The 17,578-nt window shown below is 45.6% G+C and carries 16 protein-coding genes; 8 read left to right on the top strand and 8 right to left on the bottom strand.

What is annotated here, in order from left to right:
• Positions 1-17: 17 nt before the first annotated feature.
• Positions 18-2,495 carry a putative bifunctional diguanylate cyclase/phosphodiesterase gene (locus SDEN_RS19065; RefSeq protein ID WP_041405910.1) on the top strand — a complete coding sequence of 826 codons (2,478 nt, stop codon included), beginning with the start codon at positions 18-20 and terminating at the stop codon, positions 2,493-2,495.
• Here SDEN_RS19065 and SDEN_RS19060 read toward each other — a convergent pair.
• Genes SDEN_RS19060 through SDEN_RS19025 form a run of 8 tightly spaced genes read right to left on the bottom strand, consistent with a single transcriptional unit; the run spans position 2,470 to position 9,730 of the window.
• Complete coding sequence (locus SDEN_RS19060; protein ID WP_041406578.1) at positions 2,470-3,450, bottom strand: alpha/beta fold hydrolase; 981 nt, start codon at positions 3,448-3,450, stop codon at positions 2,470-2,472. The genes SDEN_RS19065 and SDEN_RS19060 overlap by 26 nt on opposite strands.
• Positions 3,451-3,493: 43 nt before the next feature.
• On the bottom strand, positions 3,494-5,575 hold the full coding sequence (gene flhA, locus SDEN_RS19055; protein WP_011498082.1) for a flagellar biosynthesis protein FlhA: 2,082 nt from the start codon (positions 5,573-5,575) through the stop codon (positions 3,494-3,496).
• Positions 5,576-5,588: 13 nt separating this feature from the next.
• A complete protein-coding gene (gene flhB / locus SDEN_RS19050) occupies positions 5,589-6,719 on the bottom strand; it encodes a flagellar biosynthesis protein FlhB (RefSeq protein WP_011498081.1) in 1,131 nt (376 codons plus the stop codon).
• On the bottom strand, positions 6,716-7,495 hold the full coding sequence (gene fliR / locus SDEN_RS19045) for a flagellar biosynthetic protein FliR (RefSeq protein WP_011498080.1): 780 nt from the start codon (positions 7,493-7,495) through the stop codon (positions 6,716-6,718). The genes flhB and fliR overlap by 4 nt, the downstream gene beginning before the upstream one ends.
• A gap of 1 nt (position 7,496) precedes the next feature.
• The gene (locus SDEN_RS19040; protein WP_011498079.1) at positions 7,497-7,766 is read right to left on the bottom strand and encodes a flagellar biosynthetic protein FliQ; all 270 of its coding nucleotides are present in this window, start codon (positions 7,764-7,766) and stop codon (positions 7,497-7,499) included.
• Between the two features lie 5 nt (positions 7,767-7,771).
• A complete protein-coding gene (fliP, locus tag SDEN_RS19035; RefSeq protein ID WP_011498078.1) occupies positions 7,772-8,503 on the bottom strand; it encodes a flagellar type III secretion system pore protein FliP in 732 nt (243 codons plus the stop codon).
• Positions 8,503-8,856 (bottom strand): FliM/FliN family flagellar motor switch protein, encoded by a 354-nt coding sequence (locus SDEN_RS19030; RefSeq protein WP_041405909.1) that lies wholly within the window; start codon positions 8,854-8,856, stop codon positions 8,503-8,505. Before SDEN_RS19030 ends, fliP begins: the two co-directional genes overlap by 1 nt.
• The gene (locus SDEN_RS19025; RefSeq protein WP_011498076.1) at positions 8,849-9,730 is read right to left on the bottom strand and encodes a FliM/FliN family flagellar motor C-terminal domain-containing protein; all 882 of its coding nucleotides are present in this window, start codon (positions 9,728-9,730) and stop codon (positions 8,849-8,851) included. Before SDEN_RS19025 ends, SDEN_RS19030 begins: the two co-directional genes overlap by 8 nt.
• Positions 9,731-10,581: 851 nt before the next feature.
• On the opposite strand from SDEN_RS19025, the gene SDEN_RS19020 reads away from it, so the two are divergent.
• From SDEN_RS19020 to SDEN_RS18990, 7 genes are read left to right on the top strand one after another with little or no spacing between them, the layout of a single operon-like run.
• Entirely contained in the window at positions 10,582-11,886 is a 1,305-nt protein-coding gene (locus SDEN_RS19020; RefSeq protein ID WP_011498075.1) for a sigma-54 dependent transcriptional regulator, read from the top strand.
• Positions 11,887-11,934: 48 nt separating this feature from the next.
• A complete protein-coding gene (gene fliE, locus SDEN_RS19015) occupies positions 11,935-12,273 on the top strand; it encodes a flagellar hook-basal body complex protein FliE (RefSeq protein ID WP_011498074.1) in 339 nt (112 codons plus the stop codon).
• Positions 12,274-12,285: 12 nt separating this feature from the next.
• Entirely contained in the window at positions 12,286-13,983 is a 1,698-nt protein-coding gene (gene fliF / locus SDEN_RS19010; RefSeq protein ID WP_011498073.1) for a flagellar basal-body MS-ring/collar protein FliF, read from the top strand.
• Positions 13,984-14,002: 19 nt separating this feature from the next.
• The gene (locus SDEN_RS19005; RefSeq protein WP_041405908.1) at positions 14,003-14,989 is read left to right on the top strand and encodes a flagellar motor switch protein FliG; all 987 of its coding nucleotides are present in this window, start codon (positions 14,003-14,005) and stop codon (positions 14,987-14,989) included.
• A complete protein-coding gene (fliH, locus tag SDEN_RS19000; RefSeq protein WP_011498071.1) occupies positions 14,989-15,696 on the top strand; it encodes a flagellar assembly protein FliH in 708 nt (235 codons plus the stop codon). The genes SDEN_RS19005 and fliH overlap by 1 nt, the downstream gene beginning before the upstream one ends.
• Positions 15,686-17,023: a FliI/YscN family ATPase gene (locus SDEN_RS18995; RefSeq protein ID WP_011498070.1), complete on the top strand. Its 1,338-nt coding sequence runs from the start codon at positions 15,686-15,688 to the stop codon at positions 17,021-17,023. The genes fliH and SDEN_RS18995 overlap by 11 nt, the downstream gene beginning before the upstream one ends.
• The gene (locus SDEN_RS18990; RefSeq protein ID WP_011498069.1) at positions 17,001-17,423 is read left to right on the top strand and encodes a flagellar FliJ family protein; all 423 of its coding nucleotides are present in this window, start codon (positions 17,001-17,003) and stop codon (positions 17,421-17,423) included. The genes SDEN_RS18995 and SDEN_RS18990 overlap by 23 nt, the downstream gene beginning before the upstream one ends.
• Positions 17,424-17,578 lie beyond the last annotated feature (155 nt).

Here is a 17,578-nt window from a genome sequence, read left to right as displayed (position 1 = left end):
ACATTATTGAGTATTTCTTGTTTAACGTTCCGCGTTTATCCCTTGCCGTTACCTTACCCGTATCGCTTATCATCCTTTTTACTAGCCTAATTATGGGTGAGTACCTGTATGAAAAAAATATACTGGGTGATCAGCTCACTGACTCTATTTCTAAGCAGTTACAGCAAGATTTATTTCGCATGCGCAGCGTGGTGGATTCGGCTATAGCGACTCAAGATATGCAGCGTATAGAGCAAGAAGTGGAACTCGTGGCGACAGAGCAAGATATGATGGTATATGTACTGTTAGACGCCAATAGCCAAATACATTTTGCCAATCATACTATTTGGCGAAACAGTAACGCGGCTCATGTATTAGAGGCCTACTCTGCCAAGACACATCACGAGGCGGTGACCCAGAATAGAGAAATAATCCTGATTGATTTTGAGAGTCTATCAATACAAGTCTATTATCCCGTTTTTTCCAGTAGTCGCTCTCGTTACTCCAGTGCAGTGGATGTGATTTATCTTGAATATAGCATTGCGATTATATTATTTGAGGCCATAGATAAGTTACAACAACGGCTAGAAACGGTTTGGGGAGTAGGGTTTTTATTCATTTTATTGTTTTATTTCATTTTCTATCGACTGCACATCTCACCACTGCGACGTCTGAGCCGAGCAGCAAAAAAAGTGGGTATGGTTAATTTTCATTCTGACTCTGCCTTTTGGTCGGCTGAATTGAGTGTCTTGCATCATTATTTGACTGATGTTGACGGTCGTTTAAAAAGGGCGACTAAACGCCTTAATGATGCAGAGCGCCGCTGGTTATTTAGCGTCGAAGGCTCTCGAAATGGCATCTGGGATTGGAATATTGCCACTGGCGCCATTTTTGTATCAGACAGATGGAAAGAGATCTTAGGTTTCGATGCCGGTGATTTAACTAACGATTATTTGGCTTGGGAGTCAAGGTTGCATCCCGATGAGAAGTCACAGGTACTCAATACACTACAAAATTATATTAATCATCAGAAAGAAGATTATGAAAGTGTTCATCGGCTAAAGCACAAGCAAGGCCATTATATTTGGGTGCTCGATAAGGGCAAGATTGTTGAGTGGGATGAACAGTCCAGACCTATACGCATTATTGGGACTATTACAGATGTCTCTGGTGATGTGCAGCATCATAGAGTTGCCATAGATAAACAAAGCCATAATGGCTTAACCGATCTGATCAATCGCGATGGTTTGGCTAATGCCCTATTCGATTTACAAGTACAGTGTCGTCAAAGTGAAACGTCCGCAGCGTTAATTTTGGTTAGTTTAGATAATTTCAGTGTGATTAATGATGCATTAGGTCGTCAGCTTGGTGATAGATTACTGATGCAAATTGCCGCGAGACTCACCAGCACATTTAGTGCAGTGGGCCTGATTGCTCGGTTAGGCACGGATGAGTTTGTGATGCTGGCAGCCCACTTAGGGCCAGATGCTGAGCAAGCTAACCGTCGTGCATTAGCATTAGCAAGTGAAGTAAAGCAATTAATCAGTAGAGGTTTTACTGTCTCTGAGCAGCATTTATCTATTTCTGCCAAGGTGGGGGTGGTGGTGTTTGATGGTATAGATTCTATCGAGCCTCATACTTTACTGGCGCGGGCCGATACTGCGCTTAGCCATGCCAATGATGCCGCGGAGGGGTGTATCTTGTATCAAGCCTCAATGGATAAAAACCAACTGCAGCCGGCTAAATTGCAACAAGCTTTGGCTGTAGCAATCGATGCCGGGCAACTCTCACTGGCCTTTCAGCCTGTAGTTGATGTGGATGGCAATTTGGGCAGTATTGAGGTGCTTATCCGTTGGTATCATGTCGAATATGGTTTTATCGCCCCCACTAAAATCATTGCAACAGCAGAGCTCAGTGAAGATATCGTTAAATTGGAACTATGGGTATTCGAGCAAGTTTGCAGCCTGATATTAGCACTCGAACATCAGCGGGTGAGTTCGCCGATTTTCTCAATCAATATTAGTGCTAGGTCGTTCCATCAAGAAGGTTTTATCCAGCAGCTTAAACAGAGAATGCGTCAATTCCCAATTAAGGGGACCCCAATTCAACTCGAATTGGCTGAAGAGGTATTTAATGTTAATCCGCAAGCGGCTAGAAAACTTGTGCGTGAGTTGCAGGAGTTGGGCTTCTTAATTGCGCTAGACAATTTTGGTTTAAGCATGGGGACACTTCAATATTTACAGGGTGTCAGCTTTTCACAGGTTAAATTGGCGCCACGATATTTGGATGGCATCACCGACAGCGCACAGAGCACTAAGTTGTTAGCTGCCTTGGTGAATATGGCAAGGGACTTGGGATATGCAGTAGTGGCAAAACACATTGAAAATAAAGAGCTGCTTAAGATCACGACCGAAATACATTGTACTTGGTTTCAAGGCTACATAATCAGCCGCCCCTTGGTGGAGAAAGACATATTGCAGCTAATTAAGTCTAAATTATCTCTGAGTGTTGGTTAATAAAATCGAACAGTGCCTTTAGCGCTTTATCTCTGAGTTTATCAGTTTCGATAAACACTTCATGGAAAGCGCCTTCGATAATGATCCGCTGGCAAAGCCCTGCAAGCGCTTTATTTTGCGCCTGATTACAGACTATCTTATCTTTCCCCGCTTGCAAGATGAGCAAAGGGATCGGGCTTCCTCTGGCCATATCAATACTCGCCTTAGCGGCATCAATGGCCTCTGCTAACCACTGGTTGGTTGGAGACCCGAGCTGGCATTGGGGTTGTTGTTGGTATAAATCACGATAATGCTGGTAACGTACCTGGCTATGGGTGAGTTGATTCAGTTTAAAGCTAATGGCTTGATAATCCCGCCCGCCAATAATGTAGTTTGTAGCGACTAAGTGGCTGCCTATGACAGGCTGAGTGTTTATCATCTTGGTTGCTAGTTGCTTAATAACGACAGTCGGAAGGGGCAGTATAATGCCGTACATGGGCGCCGATAAGACTGCTGCGTTAAAGGTCGTTGGATCTTGGTGTATATAGTGAGTCGCAATGGCACCGCCCATGGAGTGGCCGACAAGAAATAACTCCTTGTGTCGCTCTGGTTTTACCACGCGTTCGATAAATACTTTAAAATCATCTACATAATCAGAAAAATGCTCCACATGCCCTTGGTGGGGATTGGTGGTTAAGCGGCTGGACAAGCCTTGGCCTCGGTGATCGAGTGCATACACACTAAAGCCTTGCTGATAGCAGTCGTAAATTAACTCCTGATACTTAAGGTAGGACTCGACTCGGCCATTGCTAATCACAATGGCGCGGCGATTGTCTTCATGTCTGATAAATCCATAGGCCAAGGTGATCCCAGGCTCAATGGCTAAACTTTCCTGCTGCACCTGTGACCAAAATTGTGTTAACTCTGACTGATCTCGAGTCAGTTCTGAAGAATAACCTTGGGCTGTCTTTATCATACTCACCATTACTTTATGCTATACCCTGCAAGAGAAAGGCAAACTAACCGAGTTGCCCTGCGATCATCAGCTCCTTAGTTTCAGGAACTTCATTGTAGGACAATACATGTAATCCTCGGGCAAAAGCTAGCGCATATCGGGCTAACAAAGGCCTTAATTGAGGTGAAACCAGTAGAATTGGGTTGTGGCCTTTATCTTTGGTGTCGGCCAGTAATTGTGGCATACGTTGTTGCAGTTGCGCTAACAAGTTAGGTTCAACCGGAAAACTGTCTAATGAAACTTTCCCTTGTTGCTGAGACTGATGTAATGCGGTCATCAAGGTCTGCTCTAATTCAGCGGTCAGGGTGAGCACTTGAAGTTTTGAGGCATTACCGACTATTTGCTGAAGAATATTATTGCGTAGTGCACAGCGTACATCGGCAGCTAATAACACAGCATCTTTGGTTTGCTCGCTACATTCAAGCAAGGTGGTGGCTATGGTGCGTATGTCTTTGAGTGGTACTTGTTCTTTAAGCAATAAACGAAACACCTTAAGCAATTGGATCGGTGTTAATGCTGTCGTCAGTGATTCCGCCAACTTAGGGGCTTGCTTGCTGAGCCTGTCGGTGAGTTGCATGATGTCATCGTGTTGCAGTAATTCAGATAAGGATTCACGGAGTAATTTACTCACATGGGTGGCAATCACAGTGGCATTGTCGACGACGGAATAACCTAAATTTAACGCCTTGGCTTTTACCTCTTGTTCTATCCACACAGCATCCATTTGATAGGCAGGTTCCTTAGTGATAATCCCATCAATTTCACCGTACAGCGGGCCACTTTTAATGGCCAGTAAATGATCGGGTTCCAAAACGGCATGGGCGACTTGATTGCCCATAAAATTGATTTGATAGGCATTGGGGGCCAAGGCTAAGTTATCTCTGACTCTCACTTCCGTTAACAAAAAACCAGCCTGTTCTGACAGGGTACGGCGTATTCCTGTTAAACGCTTTTGCAGCTCGGCGCCCTTGGTCTTTTCCACTAAGTGCACTAAGCGATATCCGAGTCGTACTTCAATCACATCGGTAAAGGGCAGTGCATCCCAAGTGGGCGCTGCGGGTTCGTTAAGACTCCTTTCGACGGGGGCTGCTTGCTCCTCATTGGTCATCAGTGGCAAGTTTTGATGCTGTTTCCAAGAAGCAAAACCTAACAAGAGCGCGAAAGATAAAAACACCATTGCTGGCATGCCTGGAGTCAAACCTAAAATGGCCATCACTAAGGCTGCGGTTGCTAAGGTCTTTGGATTTGCTAGCAATTGGCGGCTGAGTTGGACCGGCATTTCTTCTGCGTCAGAGACGCGAGTCACGATTATTGCAGCCGCAGTCGCTAATAATAGGGAGGGAATTTGGGCGACTAAGCCATCACCTATGGTGAGTAGCGCGTAAGTTTTGAAGGCTTCACTGGCGGATAAGTCATGCATGAAGATGCCGATACTAATACCACCAATGATATTGATACCTAAGATAAGCAGGCCTGCAATGGCATCACCGCGGACAAACTTAGAGGCACCATCCATTGACCCGTAGAAATCGGCCTCACGGGCGACATCTTGACGACGAATACTGGCTTGTTCATGGGTTAACGTTCCGGCATTAAGGTCGGCATCAATAGCCATTTGCTTGCCAGGCAAGGCATCTAAGGTAAAACGCGCCGAGACTTCTGAGATTCGCTCTCCACCTTTGGTAATGACCACAAAATTGATGATCATCAAGATAAGAAAGATCACCGCACCGACAACATAATTGCCACCAATAACCACTTCACCGAATGCTTGGATCACTCGTCCGGCTGCATCACCGCCCTGATGACCTTCAATCAACACGACTCGGGTTGATGCCACGTTTAAGGTTAAGCGCATCAAGGTGGCTAGCAGCAGTAGTGTAGGGAACACTGAGAACTCTAATGGCCGTTTAATCGACACGCTGACCAATAGCACCATCACAGCTAAGACGATATTGAAGGTAAATAAGACATCTAATAGCCAGGCGGGCAGAGGCAAGATCACCATGGCCAAGATGGCGAGTAGCATGATAGGAATGCCGATATAGCTGGCGTTGCCAGCAAAAAAGCGTGAAATACTATTCATGAATTAGCAATCCTTAATCGTGTCTTAAATGGGGGGGAATGAAAAACTGAGGTAACGGCTCAGGTTTTTGCTGCTTGCCTTGGCGAGAAGCCTTAATTTGCATCACATAACTTAATACATGGGCGATAGCCATAAAGAGTGCACCAGGGATTTGTTGATCGACTTGGGTTGAGTAGTATATCGCTCTCGCTAATGCTGGAATTTCAATAATTTCAACATCATGCTGCTTGGCCAGCTTGCGCATGTATAGGGCGAGCTCCTCCTTTCCCTTGGTCAGTACGTAAGGGGCATCGGCGAGTTCTGGGTCGTACTTGAGTGCAATAGCGTAATGGGTCGGATTCACCAACAAAACATCGGCTTTTGGAATGCTGGTATCGGCTCGTGAACGGCCCATTCTATGCTGCAGTTGGCGAATTTTTGCTTTGACTTCAGGTTTACCTTCTTGCTGTTTATGCTCATCTTTTATCTCTTGCCGAGACATTTTAAGTTCTTGTAAATGATGCCAGTATTGATATGGCACATCGATAAAAGCGATCACTATCAATCCTAAACCTAGGTACAACATACCGGCAGATAACATGTCGATACCACGGGTTACGGCTTCATCTACGGGGAGTTGGCTGTAACTTAAAAAATCAATCAGGTGGGTATCGAGAAAGCTCAACATGATACCGATTAACAAAGTGATTTTGAGTACAGATTTAAGTAACTCAATCAGCGAACGACTGGAAAAGATACGGCCAATACCAGCAATGGGATCGATGCGGCTGTATTTAAAGTTTGCATTTTCAAAGCTAAAAATGGGGCCGCCAGGCAAGGCGCCAGCAATGGCCGCCAGTAAGGCAACGATAAGGAACAGGGGACCCAGTAATTCCAGCATTTTTATTAGACTAGTGCCTAGATGCATGAGCATTACATCGTCTTGAAGCAGATCTTCATGGGAAACCAGCATATTGTAGCGAGTTAATTGACTTATCTTGGTAGCAAACCAATCGGCACTGCTGGTGAGCATTAATGAGCAACCTAAGATCAGTGCTGCCGAGGCTAAATCTTTTGAGCGAGGAACCTGACCTTGCTCACGGGCTTTACGAATTCGCTGGGGAGTGGCATCTTCGGTCTTATCATGTTTGGGGGTTTCACTCATACCGCACCACCAATAAACTGATACATAAAGGCCAGCGCTTCTAAGCATAAGTCGCTATAACGTTCGGGAACACCGCTCAGTGATAGCAAGACACAGAGCAGCCCCATTAACATCGTCATAGGAAAACCCAGGGAAAAAATATTCAGCGACGGTGCTGAGCGACTTAGCACGCCAAAGGTAATGTTCACCATTAACATGGCCAGCACGGCTGGCAAGGCCAGCATTAAGGCCGCCGCAAATAACCAGCCGACTCTATGCACAAACCCCAATAAGGGAAGAGAGAATAAATCACTGCCAATGGGCCACAGGCGAAAACTATCAACAAGCACGCCTATGGCGACTAAGTGTCCATCTAAGGCCAAGAAAATTAACGTGCCGAACAATAAAAACCATTGACTCAGAATAGGGTTGGCATCCCCTGTGGCAGGGTCATTCATAATGGCTATGGCGAGGCCCATCTGCATGGACATTATGGTGCCAAGCAAGGTCATTACATGCAGTAATAAGTACAAGATAAAGCCTAACATGACCCCAATAAGCAATTGTTCAATGGCGAGGTAAACCGCAGATAATGACAGTGCATCCACAGGGGGAACACTAGGAATGAGATGAGAGATTAATACTGCAATGCTTAAGGACAATAGAATTCGTACAGTGACAGGCACATAAGCATTACCCAATAAAGGCATGATCATGAAAGCGCCCATGATACGGCAAAAAGGCCACCATAGGCTGCCGATTAACATGCTGATTTGAGTCGAGGTGAGTGAGAGCATATTAGCCGATGATGTGTGGGATATTAAGGAAGAGCTGTTCAAATAGATCGGATAACTTTTGTATCAGCCAAGATCCACTAAAGAGCACCATAAGCAAAGTAAGAATAAGCTTAGGTAAAAAGCTTAAGGTCTGTTCGTTGACTTGGGTCGCCGCTTGAAATACGGCGATAACGACCCCCAATATCAGCCCAGGAGTGATCAGCACGCCGACCATGATGATCACTAAGTACATGGCATCGGCAAATATCACCGTCAGTTCATTGGTATCCATGATGCTTATCCAAAACTGGCTGTAAGCGTGCTTACCGTCATGGCCCAACCATCCACCAAGACGAAAATCATTAACTTGAATGGCAAAGAAATAATCAAGGGAGACAGCATCATCATGCCCATGGACATCAAGACACTAGCGACCACCAAATCTATGACTAAGAAAGGTAAAAACAGTAGAAAACCTATCTGAAACGCAGTTTTAAGTTCACTGAGTACAAAGGCCGGCATGAGTACTAGAAATGGGATTTCGGCCGGTGTTAAGTCGATGGGCTCATTGGCAATCTTTAGCATCTGCTCTAAATCAGTTTCCCGAGTCTGGGCTAGCATAAACTGACTTAAAGGCACCTTGGCAATATCTATGGCGGCCATAAGCTCTATCTTGCCTTGATCGTAGGGAAGATAGGCTTCTTTATAGATGCTATCGCCCACGGGGCGCATGATAAACAGTGTCAGCACTAAGGCGATTCCGATTAGCACCTTATTAGGTGGGCTCTGCTGTAACCCCAGTGCTTGACGCAAAATAGCTAGCACCACCACGATACGAGTGAAGCTGGTTAGCATCATCAGCATAGCTGGGAGAAAACTCAATGCTGTCATCAAGGCTAAGATTTCTAGCTTAATATTCACAGCTTGGCTTTCTTGGCCAGAATCTAGCGTGAGTAGCGTGAAGCCATCAGCGCCTAAGGCTTGTGGCGATAGCAATAACCAACCAAGAATAAAGGCTCTTAACATCATTAGTTACTGGCTTCACCTAAATTAATATCTTCAACTTCCAACAAGCGCACACCGTAGCGGCCGCCGACCTCAACGACTTCGCCTTTTCCTAACAAGGCGCCGTTAACACGAATATCTAAGGCCTCACCCACCATTCTATCTAAGGCAATCACATCGCCTTCACCCATGCGAGTCAAATCACCTAATGGCAGTTCAACGCTGGCCAGTTCAAGGCTAACTTTGACCGGTAACTGCTGGAAGAAAGACAAGTGCTTCAGTGGCTTCCTTATGGCAGGGGGTTCAGAGAAAGCATCATCTCTGAATAAGTCATCATCGAGCAGGAAGTCATCTGCTAAGGTATGTTGTTCAGCCAATGTTATTGTCCTCATAGTGGTTGGTATCTTGGGTCAATTTGGCCAACATTTGGCCATCATGACTGTGAACTGTGGCACTGAATAATGCTTTCGTTCCAACGGCGAGCACGCTCTTGGGATAAAGATTAATCGGTAATATGTCGCCGGCTTTCATCTGGTCTATAGAGTCAACCGGAATATCTTGATGACCTAAAGTGAGTCGTAGCTTTACTGGCATCTGCGTGAGCCAATTGGCGAGCTTTGTTGGCAAATCAGTGCTGATTGGTTTTTGGTTTGGCATATCCTGAACAAGACCGAGTAGGGATGACGCCATATAAATGTGTAATGCAGGTGCTAGCGAGCCTTGAGTAAATTCTAAGGCCCACACCGCATCTGCTTCGATAGTTGCATGATTTTTTACCAGCTCTATCTCTAATTCCTCTAGATCTAGTTCTTCAAAGGGTAACACCTCAAAGACATTAATAAATAGCCGCTTGATTAGGCGAAATTCTGATTGACTCGGTTGCCTTAATGGCGAACTCAATGGGTTTTTTTGGCTGCCATAATAACCACTCGCCAGTTGTTCTAATGTGCATCTGTCTACGCGCCACCAGGCTAAGGTTTTTTGTTGATGACGACAGGCAAACCAACCAAGATGGGTTTCAGCCTGAACAGGGGAGTCGATTTCACTCAAGGTGATAGTGCTTAGGCTAGGGTATCCTTGACGAGTTATTGGCATAAATATTCGGTTAACTGCATCAATGACTGGGCGTTTAAAATGCGATAAACGTTTTACAATACGAGAGCGAGCAAGGGTTTCCTGTACTAAACGTACATTTTTTATTTTGTGATGAGTGTCTGACTTTAATAAAGTTGCTTTTGCTGTAACTCTCATTCCATCCCCGAATAAAAACAAATGTAAACACAATAAATAAAAGTAAGGTTAAATTGACGTTTTATAGTGAGCTTTTAAACTTACTAGCTAAGTGCTTTTTCTCTTGATCTTCTTAATATCAATTATAAACATCAATCCATTAGCAAATGGTCGCCAATAAATTGTCGAACTTGAATAATGTCAATATTTTGTCTGGCAATTAATAGTGTCATTTAAACGGCACCGTCAAAAATACTGATATAAAACCTTTATATTCAATGGTATTGGCTTGTGGTGCTAAACATACCAGCCTGATGATGATGTGACAACAAAATAAACTTAGAGAATAATTATATTTTTTAGTTATCTATTTTAAAAATAAGTTATCTGGCATATTATCCTCGGGTAGGCAGTTTTTATGATGGGTTTTGTTATTAAAATATAACTTTACACTTTCTCTTTTAGGTTGTTTTTTCAGCACGTAGTTATTTGAGTTTGTTTGTTTAAACAGCGGTCGATAACCTTTGTTGTTATAAGTTTACGCTTAAAGAATGAACTTGAGTTATAGCAGTGCTTATTATTAATGCGTAATAGAACACTGGGTGAAATGTTTTGCCGCTGTATTTTTGAGCATTAAGTTTTTAAAATTTGTTTTTTCACTTATATTCATATCGGTGAATGTTTATTCAGTTTTCATCATTGAGGTTGTAGGTGTGTGCTGAAGGGCCTAGCAAGATTGAAATTCGCAATTGGGTGAGACAGATAGTCAAAAATACTCATGTTTAGAGTTTGGGTAGGCATGAATACAAGCTATGGAACTCGTTTGGTTATGGAGACCTAAGTTTTATATTTCAATTGGTTAAGCAGGGATTATGGATAACCTTAAAATACGTTTGGTTGATTTTACGCTTTCAGTAGCAACCTTAGAACGACTAAAATCCCAAGGATTTACACTGTGGCAACAAGGAAATACGGTACCTTGGTTGACCATAATAAACCTTTCTCAATTTAAGCCGTCTCAATTGGCGGGGCATTTGAGTGGTTTCTCAAGTAAAAACTTCTTGGCATTACTCGCTCCCGAACAAGGGGAGTTGGCTGCGGCTGCCATGCAGTCAGGCGTACAAGACTATTTACTGCTTCCTGTTGAAGATGAGCAGCTCATTGCTTCAATTTCACGTCTACATCGCTTGGAGCAACCGGACCCTAAACTCATTGTTGCCGCTCCCGTTAGCCGACAGTTGCTTATGTTAGCTCATAGAGCAGCCACCACTGAGGCCACTGTACTACTCACGGGTGAAAGTGGTACAGGTAAAGAGCCGCTGGCCAATTATATTCATCGTCATTCAAGTCGCGCCCACAAGCCTTTTATCGCCATCAATTGCGCTGCTATTCCCGAAACCATGCTCGAATCTATTCTCTTTGGTCACACTAAGGGGGCGTTTACGGGGGCGAGTAGCGATAAAGCCGGTAAATTTGAGCAAGCCAACGGCGGCTCGCTGTTGCTGGATGAAATTGCTGAAATGCCGCTGGCTCTGCAAGCTAAATTACTGCGGGTGCTACAAGAGAGAGAAGTTGAACGTTTAGGTGGCAGTCAGGCTATTCCCCTCGATATTAGAGTGATAGCGGCAACCAATAAAGATTTACGTCAAGCGGTTGAAAACGGCACTTTTAGAGAGGACCTTTTCTATCGTTTGGATGTGCTGCCACTAAAAATCTTTCCCCTTAGGGACAGAAAAACCGACATTTTGCCCTTAGCCGAGCATTTTTTACATCGCTTTGATACCCAAGGTGTGGAGTGTTACTTCAGCCGTCAGGCGCGCGAAGCTTTACTGGCTTACGATTGGCCGGGGAATGTCCGTGAGCTGGAAAATTGCATTCAACGAGCCTTGGTTATGCGCCGTGGCCAAGCTATCCAAGCGGCCGAACTCGGTTTGTCAGTGGGCTGTGAAATTCAATTACCAGAATCTCATAGCCCTATTTCTGGGCTGAAAGAATCTAAACGCCAAGCCGAATTTCAATTCATTGTCGATATTTTAAGGCGTGTGCAAGGAAACCGCAGTCAGACTGCTGCGGAACTTGGCATGACCACAAGAGCGCTAAGATACAAGTTGGCTCAAATGCGAGATGCGGGGATTGATGTCGATCAGCTACTGCAGCGTGCGGGTAATGCAGCTTGAATCAATAGTTTGCTTAATAGAGAGAACAATCAATAACAAGGATTAACTATGGTAAATGGCCCAACGATAAGTTCAACGTCATTGATGGAAACCTTAAACCTGCAGCGTGAAATGGCTAAAGGGGCGATCAGTATCAAGCCCAATTTTGCCGATAACGAGATGGCCATAGGCTCATTTTCAGATTTAATGAAGCAGAAAGTGGCATCGGTGAATGAGGCTCAAAACCATTCATCAAATTTAATGAAAGCAGTGGATTCAGGTAAAAGTGATGATCTTGTTGGTGCCATGGTGGCGTCACAAAAGGCCAGTTTATCATTTTCTGCCATGATCCAAATTCGCAATCGCTTAGTACAAGCGTTTGATGATGTTATAAAAATGCCTGTGTAAGGAAGCGTTTGAATGTCGACTAATGTGATCCAGTCTGAGCAAGAAATTCAAGGTGAAATACAGTCACCGAGCCTGTTTTCCAGTGCCGCTCAAGGTTGGCGTAGGTTTACCCAAGGCGACAAGCAGGTCATGGTGTTGGCGCTGTTGGCAACCGTCGTCGCCAGTGTGATAGTGATCATGCTGTGGACGGCAAGCCAAGGATATCGCCCCCTCTATGGCAGCCAAGAAAACGTCGAAACATCTCAAGTTATTGAGGTGCTGGAAGCCGAAGGTATTTATTATCGAATTGAGTCGCATACTGGCCTAGTTTTAGTGGCTGACGATCAGTTGGGTAAGGCGCGTATGTTGCTCGCTGCTCGCGGCGTTAAGGCGAAAGTGCCATCAGGGATGGACGAACTCGACAGCTCAAGTTTAGGTACTAGCCAGTTTATGGAGCAGGCTAAATATCGCCACGGGTTAGAAGGTGAGCTTGCCAGAAGCATAATGTCACTTAAAAATGTGCGTTCAGCTCGGGTGCACTTGGCTATTCCTAAGCGCAGTTTGTTTATTCGTCAAACTCCTGAGTTACCTACCGCTTCTGTGATGTTGCAGCTAAGCCCTGGGGCAGAGTTAAGCCAATCTCAAGTGGAAGCAGTGGTCAATTTGGTCGCCGGTAGCGTCACTGGTATGGAGACGTCTGGGGTTAAGATTGTCGATCAAGAGGGGCGTTTTCTTAGCGCCAATATTAATGAAGATCAGGACATGACCCAGGCTAGGGATAGGCAAATAACCTATACCCGAGAGCTTGAGCAAAACCTGATGCATAACGCCAGTTCTATGTTAGAGGCTATTTTAGGGCCGAATAACTTTCAAGTGAAAATTGCCGCTAAGGTTAACTTTAATCAAATAGAAGAAACCAAGGAAGCCTTAGATCCTCAGTCTGTACTGGTACAAGAGCGTACCAGCTCAGATGATAAAAATGCCGCCTTAGCCCAAGGGATCCCCGGGGCTTTGAGTAACCAGCCTCCACAAGCGGCAGAAGGTGATAAAAAAGACAACACTCGCAATCTGCGTCAGGAAGCCAATCGCCAATTCGATGTCGGCCGTAGCGTGCGTCATATTCGCTATCAGCAGATGCAGCTAGAGAATATATCTGTATCGGTATTGGTCAATAATACCGTCGCGACTGGGTTAACAACCGATGATGCCGAGCTTACCAAGTTAGGCTCCATGGTGAAGGACGCCATAGGTTTTTCCAGCGAACGTGGTGACAGCTTCAGCATTAATGCTTTTGCCTTTAGCGTGCCAACGGTAGCGGAGTTTGAGCCGCTACCTTGGTGGCAAGTCGAAGATTATCAGGCGTATTTACGTTATCTCATCGGTGGCCTGCTGGGGCTTGGATTGATTCTGTTTGTGCTGCGTCCTTTAGTGTCACACCTTACCTTCACCGCTAAACATGTCGACAATGAAACCCGTGAGCCTGAAACCATTAACTTAGCCAAAAGTGCAGAGTCCACCACGGCAGAAAGTAATACCACGACGCGGGCTGCAATTAGCCAAGGGCATAGTGCAGAGAAGAGCACTGCCGAATGGCTGGGCGGCTTGAATCTACCGGAGCCTGGCTCGCCGCTGACAGTGCAAATGGAGCATTTAGGCATGCTTGCAAATCAAGAACCCGCACGAGTTGCTGAAGTACTCGCTCATTGGATTGGTGATAAAGATGCAGACTAAGAATACATTGGATATCAAGATGGATAACTACTCTCAAGCGGCCATGTTATTACTCAGCATGGGAGAAGAAGGTGCGGCCAGAGTCATGTCCTATTTAGATAAGAGCGATGTGCAGTTGCTCAGCCATAAAATGGCCCGTTTATCGAGCATCACTCAGCAAGAAGCCGAAGCCGTGTTGAGTCGTTTTTTCGAGCGTTACAAGGAGCAGTCGGGTATTGCTAGGGCTTCACGCTCTTACTTGCAAAAAACCTTAGATATAGCCTTAGGTGACAGGGTTGCCAAGAGTTTAATTGATAGCATCTATGGTGATGAAATCAAAATTCTAGTTAAGCGATTAGAATGGGTTGAACCGCAATTACTTGCACGTGAAATCGCCTTTGAACATTGTCAGTTACAAGCGGTTTTACTGGGGTTACTGCCAGCGGACAGCGCTGCGCAAATTCTTAAGATGCTGCCACAAGCCAGTCAAGATGATGTGCTAGTGCGTATTGCCCAGTTGGGCGATCTTGACCGTCATGTGGTTGAAGAGCTCAGGTTATTGGTTGAACGTTGCATGCTGATGGCGATGGAAAAAAGCCACACCCAAGTTGCCGGAGTGAAACAAGTTGCCGACATACTGAATCGCTTCGAAGGGGACCGTGAGCAGTTGATGGAGATGATTAAGCTCTATGACAATAAGCTTGCCGATGATGTCACAGATAATATGTTCGATTTCATTATCTTGGGCCGTCAGAAACAAGAAACTCTGCAAACCTTGATGGGTATGGTGCCGGCCGAAACTTTAGCCATAGCGCTGAAAGGGATAGATGCAGAGCTTAAGACAAGCTTACTTAAGGCACTGCCTAAGCGGATGTCATCGGCGATTGAAACTCAAATAGAAGCCTTAGGTGGGGTGCCCTTCAGCCGTGCTCAGGGGGCACGTAAAGACATCATGACCTTGGCCAAGCAGATGATGCAGGACGGGGATATTGAGCTGCAACTATTTGAAGAGCAGGTCGTAGTCTAATGAACAATAAACATAATCCTTGGCGTTTAGATCCAAAACTCGCCCGTCGTTACCGCTTTCCAGCCTTGATTGGTGAAGCTGTCAGTAGCAATGACAGTAGCGAGTGGCAAAATTATCAACAGGCTTTTGAGCAAGGTTACCAGGAAGGAAGCCGTCAAGGGCAAGAGCAAGGCTTAGCCGCAGGTACTGAAGAAGGCTTGCAACGGGGCCATGCACAAGGTGTTAAGCAGGGCTTGCTTGAAGGTCAGCAGCAAGGCAAGCAAAGTATTGATGAGCAATTCAATCAGCTTATCGTACCACTGGCAGCACTTAAGTCTTTGCTCGAAGAGGGTCATGCCGAACAAGTGCGCAATCAACAAGACTTGATCTTAGATTTAGTGCGCCGCGTCTCCCAGCAAGTGATCCGCTGTGAGCTTACGTTACAACCGCAGCAAATCCTCAAATTAGTAGAAGAAACCTTAAGTGCCTTACCTAACGATAAAGGTGAGATCAAAATTCACCTTGAGCCAAGTGCTGTCACTAAGCTCAAAGAACTGGGTGAAGATAAGTTGCGTGGTTGGCAGCTGGTGTCTGATGCCAGTATTTCTGCAGGGAGTTGCCGTATTGTCAGCGATAAGTCCGATGCAGATGCGTCTATTGAGACGCGTTTAGAGGCCTGCATGGAGCAAGTTGAAGCCAAACTGAATGAGGTAGAGATTGAGGGCTAAGCTATTACAGCCAGATTGGCCCACCGTACCCGTCGCTCGGGTCTATGGCAGATTGACTCGGGTCAATGGCTTAGTGCTTGAGGCGGTAGGTTGCCAGTTAGGCATGGGTGACCGTTGCCAGATTGAAGGCCGAGAAGGACGACTCATTGAGGCCGAAGTGGTGGGCTTTAATAAAGACGTGCTGTGCTTAATGCCCATAGAATCAACCCATGGGGTGATGCCAGGCGCCAGAGTTATTCCTATTACCGAGCCCCAGAAGCTGATGATAGGTGATGGTTTGTTAGGCCGAGTACTGGACGGCCTAGGCCAACCTTTGGATTTACTCGGTAAGCTGACAGGGGTTCAGCAACAGACACCCAGTAACAGCAGTTATAACCCTTTATTAAGACAACCCATTAGCCAAGCTTTGGATGTAGGCATTCGTGCCATTAATAGCTTATTACCTATAGGCAGAGGCCAAAGACTTGGCTTGTTTGCAGGCTCTGGGGTGGGTAAGAGTATGTTGCTTGGGATGATGACCCGTTTTACCGAAGCCGATGTGGTGGTGGTGGGTTTGATTGGTGAACGTGGCCGTGAAGTACGCGAATTTATCGAGCAAACCTTAGGGGAAGAAGGCCGCAAACGGGCAGTAGTGATAGCCGCACCGGCAGATACCACTCCCTTGATGCGCCTGCGGGCAATGGTATTGAGTCACGAGATAGCCTGTGGTTTTCGCGATCAAGGTAAACAAGTATTGCTGCTGGTGGACTCATTAACCCGTTATGCCCAGGCGCAGCGAGAAATTGCCCTCAGTTTAGGTGAGCCGCCTGCAACCAAAGGTTATCCACCTTCAGCATTTGCTAAATTACCACATTTGGTTGAAATGGCGGGTAACGGCCAGCATCCACAAGGGACGCTAACCGCATTTTATACCGTGTTAACCGAAGGCGATGACCAGCAAGATCCGGTTGCCGATGCCGCCAGAGCCATCTTAGATGGTCATGTGGTGCTCAGTCGTAAGCTTGCTGAACAAGGCCACTTTCCTGCCATAGATATTAATGCCTCTGTCAGTCGTCTAGCGACCCAGATAGCGAGCCAAGACAACTTAAGCCAGAGTCATGTGGTGCGTCATTTATTAAGTCGTTATAACGAAGTGCGTGAGCTACTGCCCTTAGGTGGCTATCAAGCGGGTCATGATCAAGAGATGGATCTTGCAGTGCGTCATTACCGTGATATTGCCGCATTCTTGCGCCAGCACATGAATGAAAACATTAGTCGTGAGGCCAGCTTGACTCAGTTAGCGCAATTGATGGAGGTGATGGGATATGAGCCACAAGCGGTTAACTAACCTGTGTGATATTGAGCAAAAAAAACTCCTAAGGCTGGGTGAGCAAAAGCAAACAGCCCATCAAAGACTAAATACCAATCAAGCTCAATGTCAGCAATTGACTCAGATGATAGCCCAATATCGCAGTTGCGATGCTCATGGGCAGCACCCACTGCTGTGGCAAAATGCCAACAATATGGCTCAGGTATTAGTGCCTATGACGGCTAAATTGCAACAAACTCAAAGCCTATTGCAACAAGAGCAGTTACGACTGGATCATCTTTGGCGTCGTCAACTCGGGCGGCAACAAGGGATGAAATGGCTTCAAGGGCAAAGACAGGCACAGGCCTTAACCGTGGCCGCACAGCGAGAACAAAAAAGTGCTGATGATCTCGCCAGTTTTTATACTGGTTCAAGATGAGTTATACAAGCTAACACTTTATTAATATATAAAAACAATCAATTAACTTGTGTATACATGGTTAATGGGGAGTGTGGACTAACCTATTGTTTAGGTTCTACTCACAGTGAAATCTTGTATGAACTGACACTTATAGGGTGAGAATGCCCTCATGA

This window comes from Shewanella denitrificans OS217, assembly GCF_000013765.1.
Classification (GTDB): Bacteria; Pseudomonadota; Gammaproteobacteria; order Enterobacterales; family Shewanellaceae; genus Shewanella; species Shewanella denitrificans.
The sequence above is the reverse complement of the archived record's forward strand: the minus strand, read 5'-3'. Positions and strand labels throughout refer to the sequence as shown.

Bases quoted from the DNA above. Each gene is read 5' to 3' on its own strand.
- SDEN_RS19020 (WP_011498075.1), top strand. From the start codon at position 10,582: ATGGATAACCTTAAAATACGTTTGGTTGATTTTACGCTTTCAGTAGCA.
- SDEN_RS19060 (WP_041406578.1), bottom strand. From the start codon at position 3,450: ATGATAAAGACAGCCCAAGGTTATTCTTCAGAACTGACTCGAGATCAG.
- SDEN_RS19005 (WP_041405908.1), top strand. From the start codon at position 14,003: ATGGATAACTACTCTCAAGCGGCCATGTTATTACTCAGCATGGGAGAA.
- fliF (WP_011498073.1), top strand. From the start codon at position 12,286: ATGTCGACTAATGTGATCCAGTCTGAGCAAGAAATTCAAGGTGAAATA.
- fliR (WP_011498080.1), bottom strand. From the start codon at position 7,495: ATGCTCTCACTCACCTCGACTCAAATCAGCATGTTAATCGGCAGCCTA.
- SDEN_RS19040 (WP_011498079.1), bottom strand. From the start codon at position 7,766: ATGGATACCAATGAACTGACGGTGATATTTGCCGATGCCATGTACTTA.
- SDEN_RS19025 (WP_011498076.1), bottom strand. From the start codon at position 9,730: ATGAGAGTTACAGCAAAAGCAACTTTATTAAAGTCAGACACTCATCAC.
- SDEN_RS18990 (WP_011498069.1), top strand. From the start codon at position 17,001: ATGAGCCACAAGCGGTTAACTAACCTGTGTGATATTGAGCAAAAAAAA.
- fliP (WP_011498078.1), bottom strand. From the start codon at position 8,503: ATGATGTTAAGAGCCTTTATTCTTGGTTGGTTATTGCTATCGCCACAA.
- flhB (WP_011498081.1), bottom strand. From the start codon at position 6,719: ATGAGTGAAACCCCCAAACATGATAAGACCGAAGATGCCACTCCCCAG.
- fliH (WP_011498071.1), top strand. From the start codon at position 14,989: ATGAACAATAAACATAATCCTTGGCGTTTAGATCCAAAACTCGCCCGT.
- fliE (WP_011498074.1), top strand. From the start codon at position 11,935: ATGGTAAATGGCCCAACGATAAGTTCAACGTCATTGATGGAAACCTTA.
- flhA (WP_011498082.1), bottom strand. From the start codon at position 5,575: ATGAATAGTATTTCACGCTTTTTTGCTGGCAACGCCAGCTATATCGGC.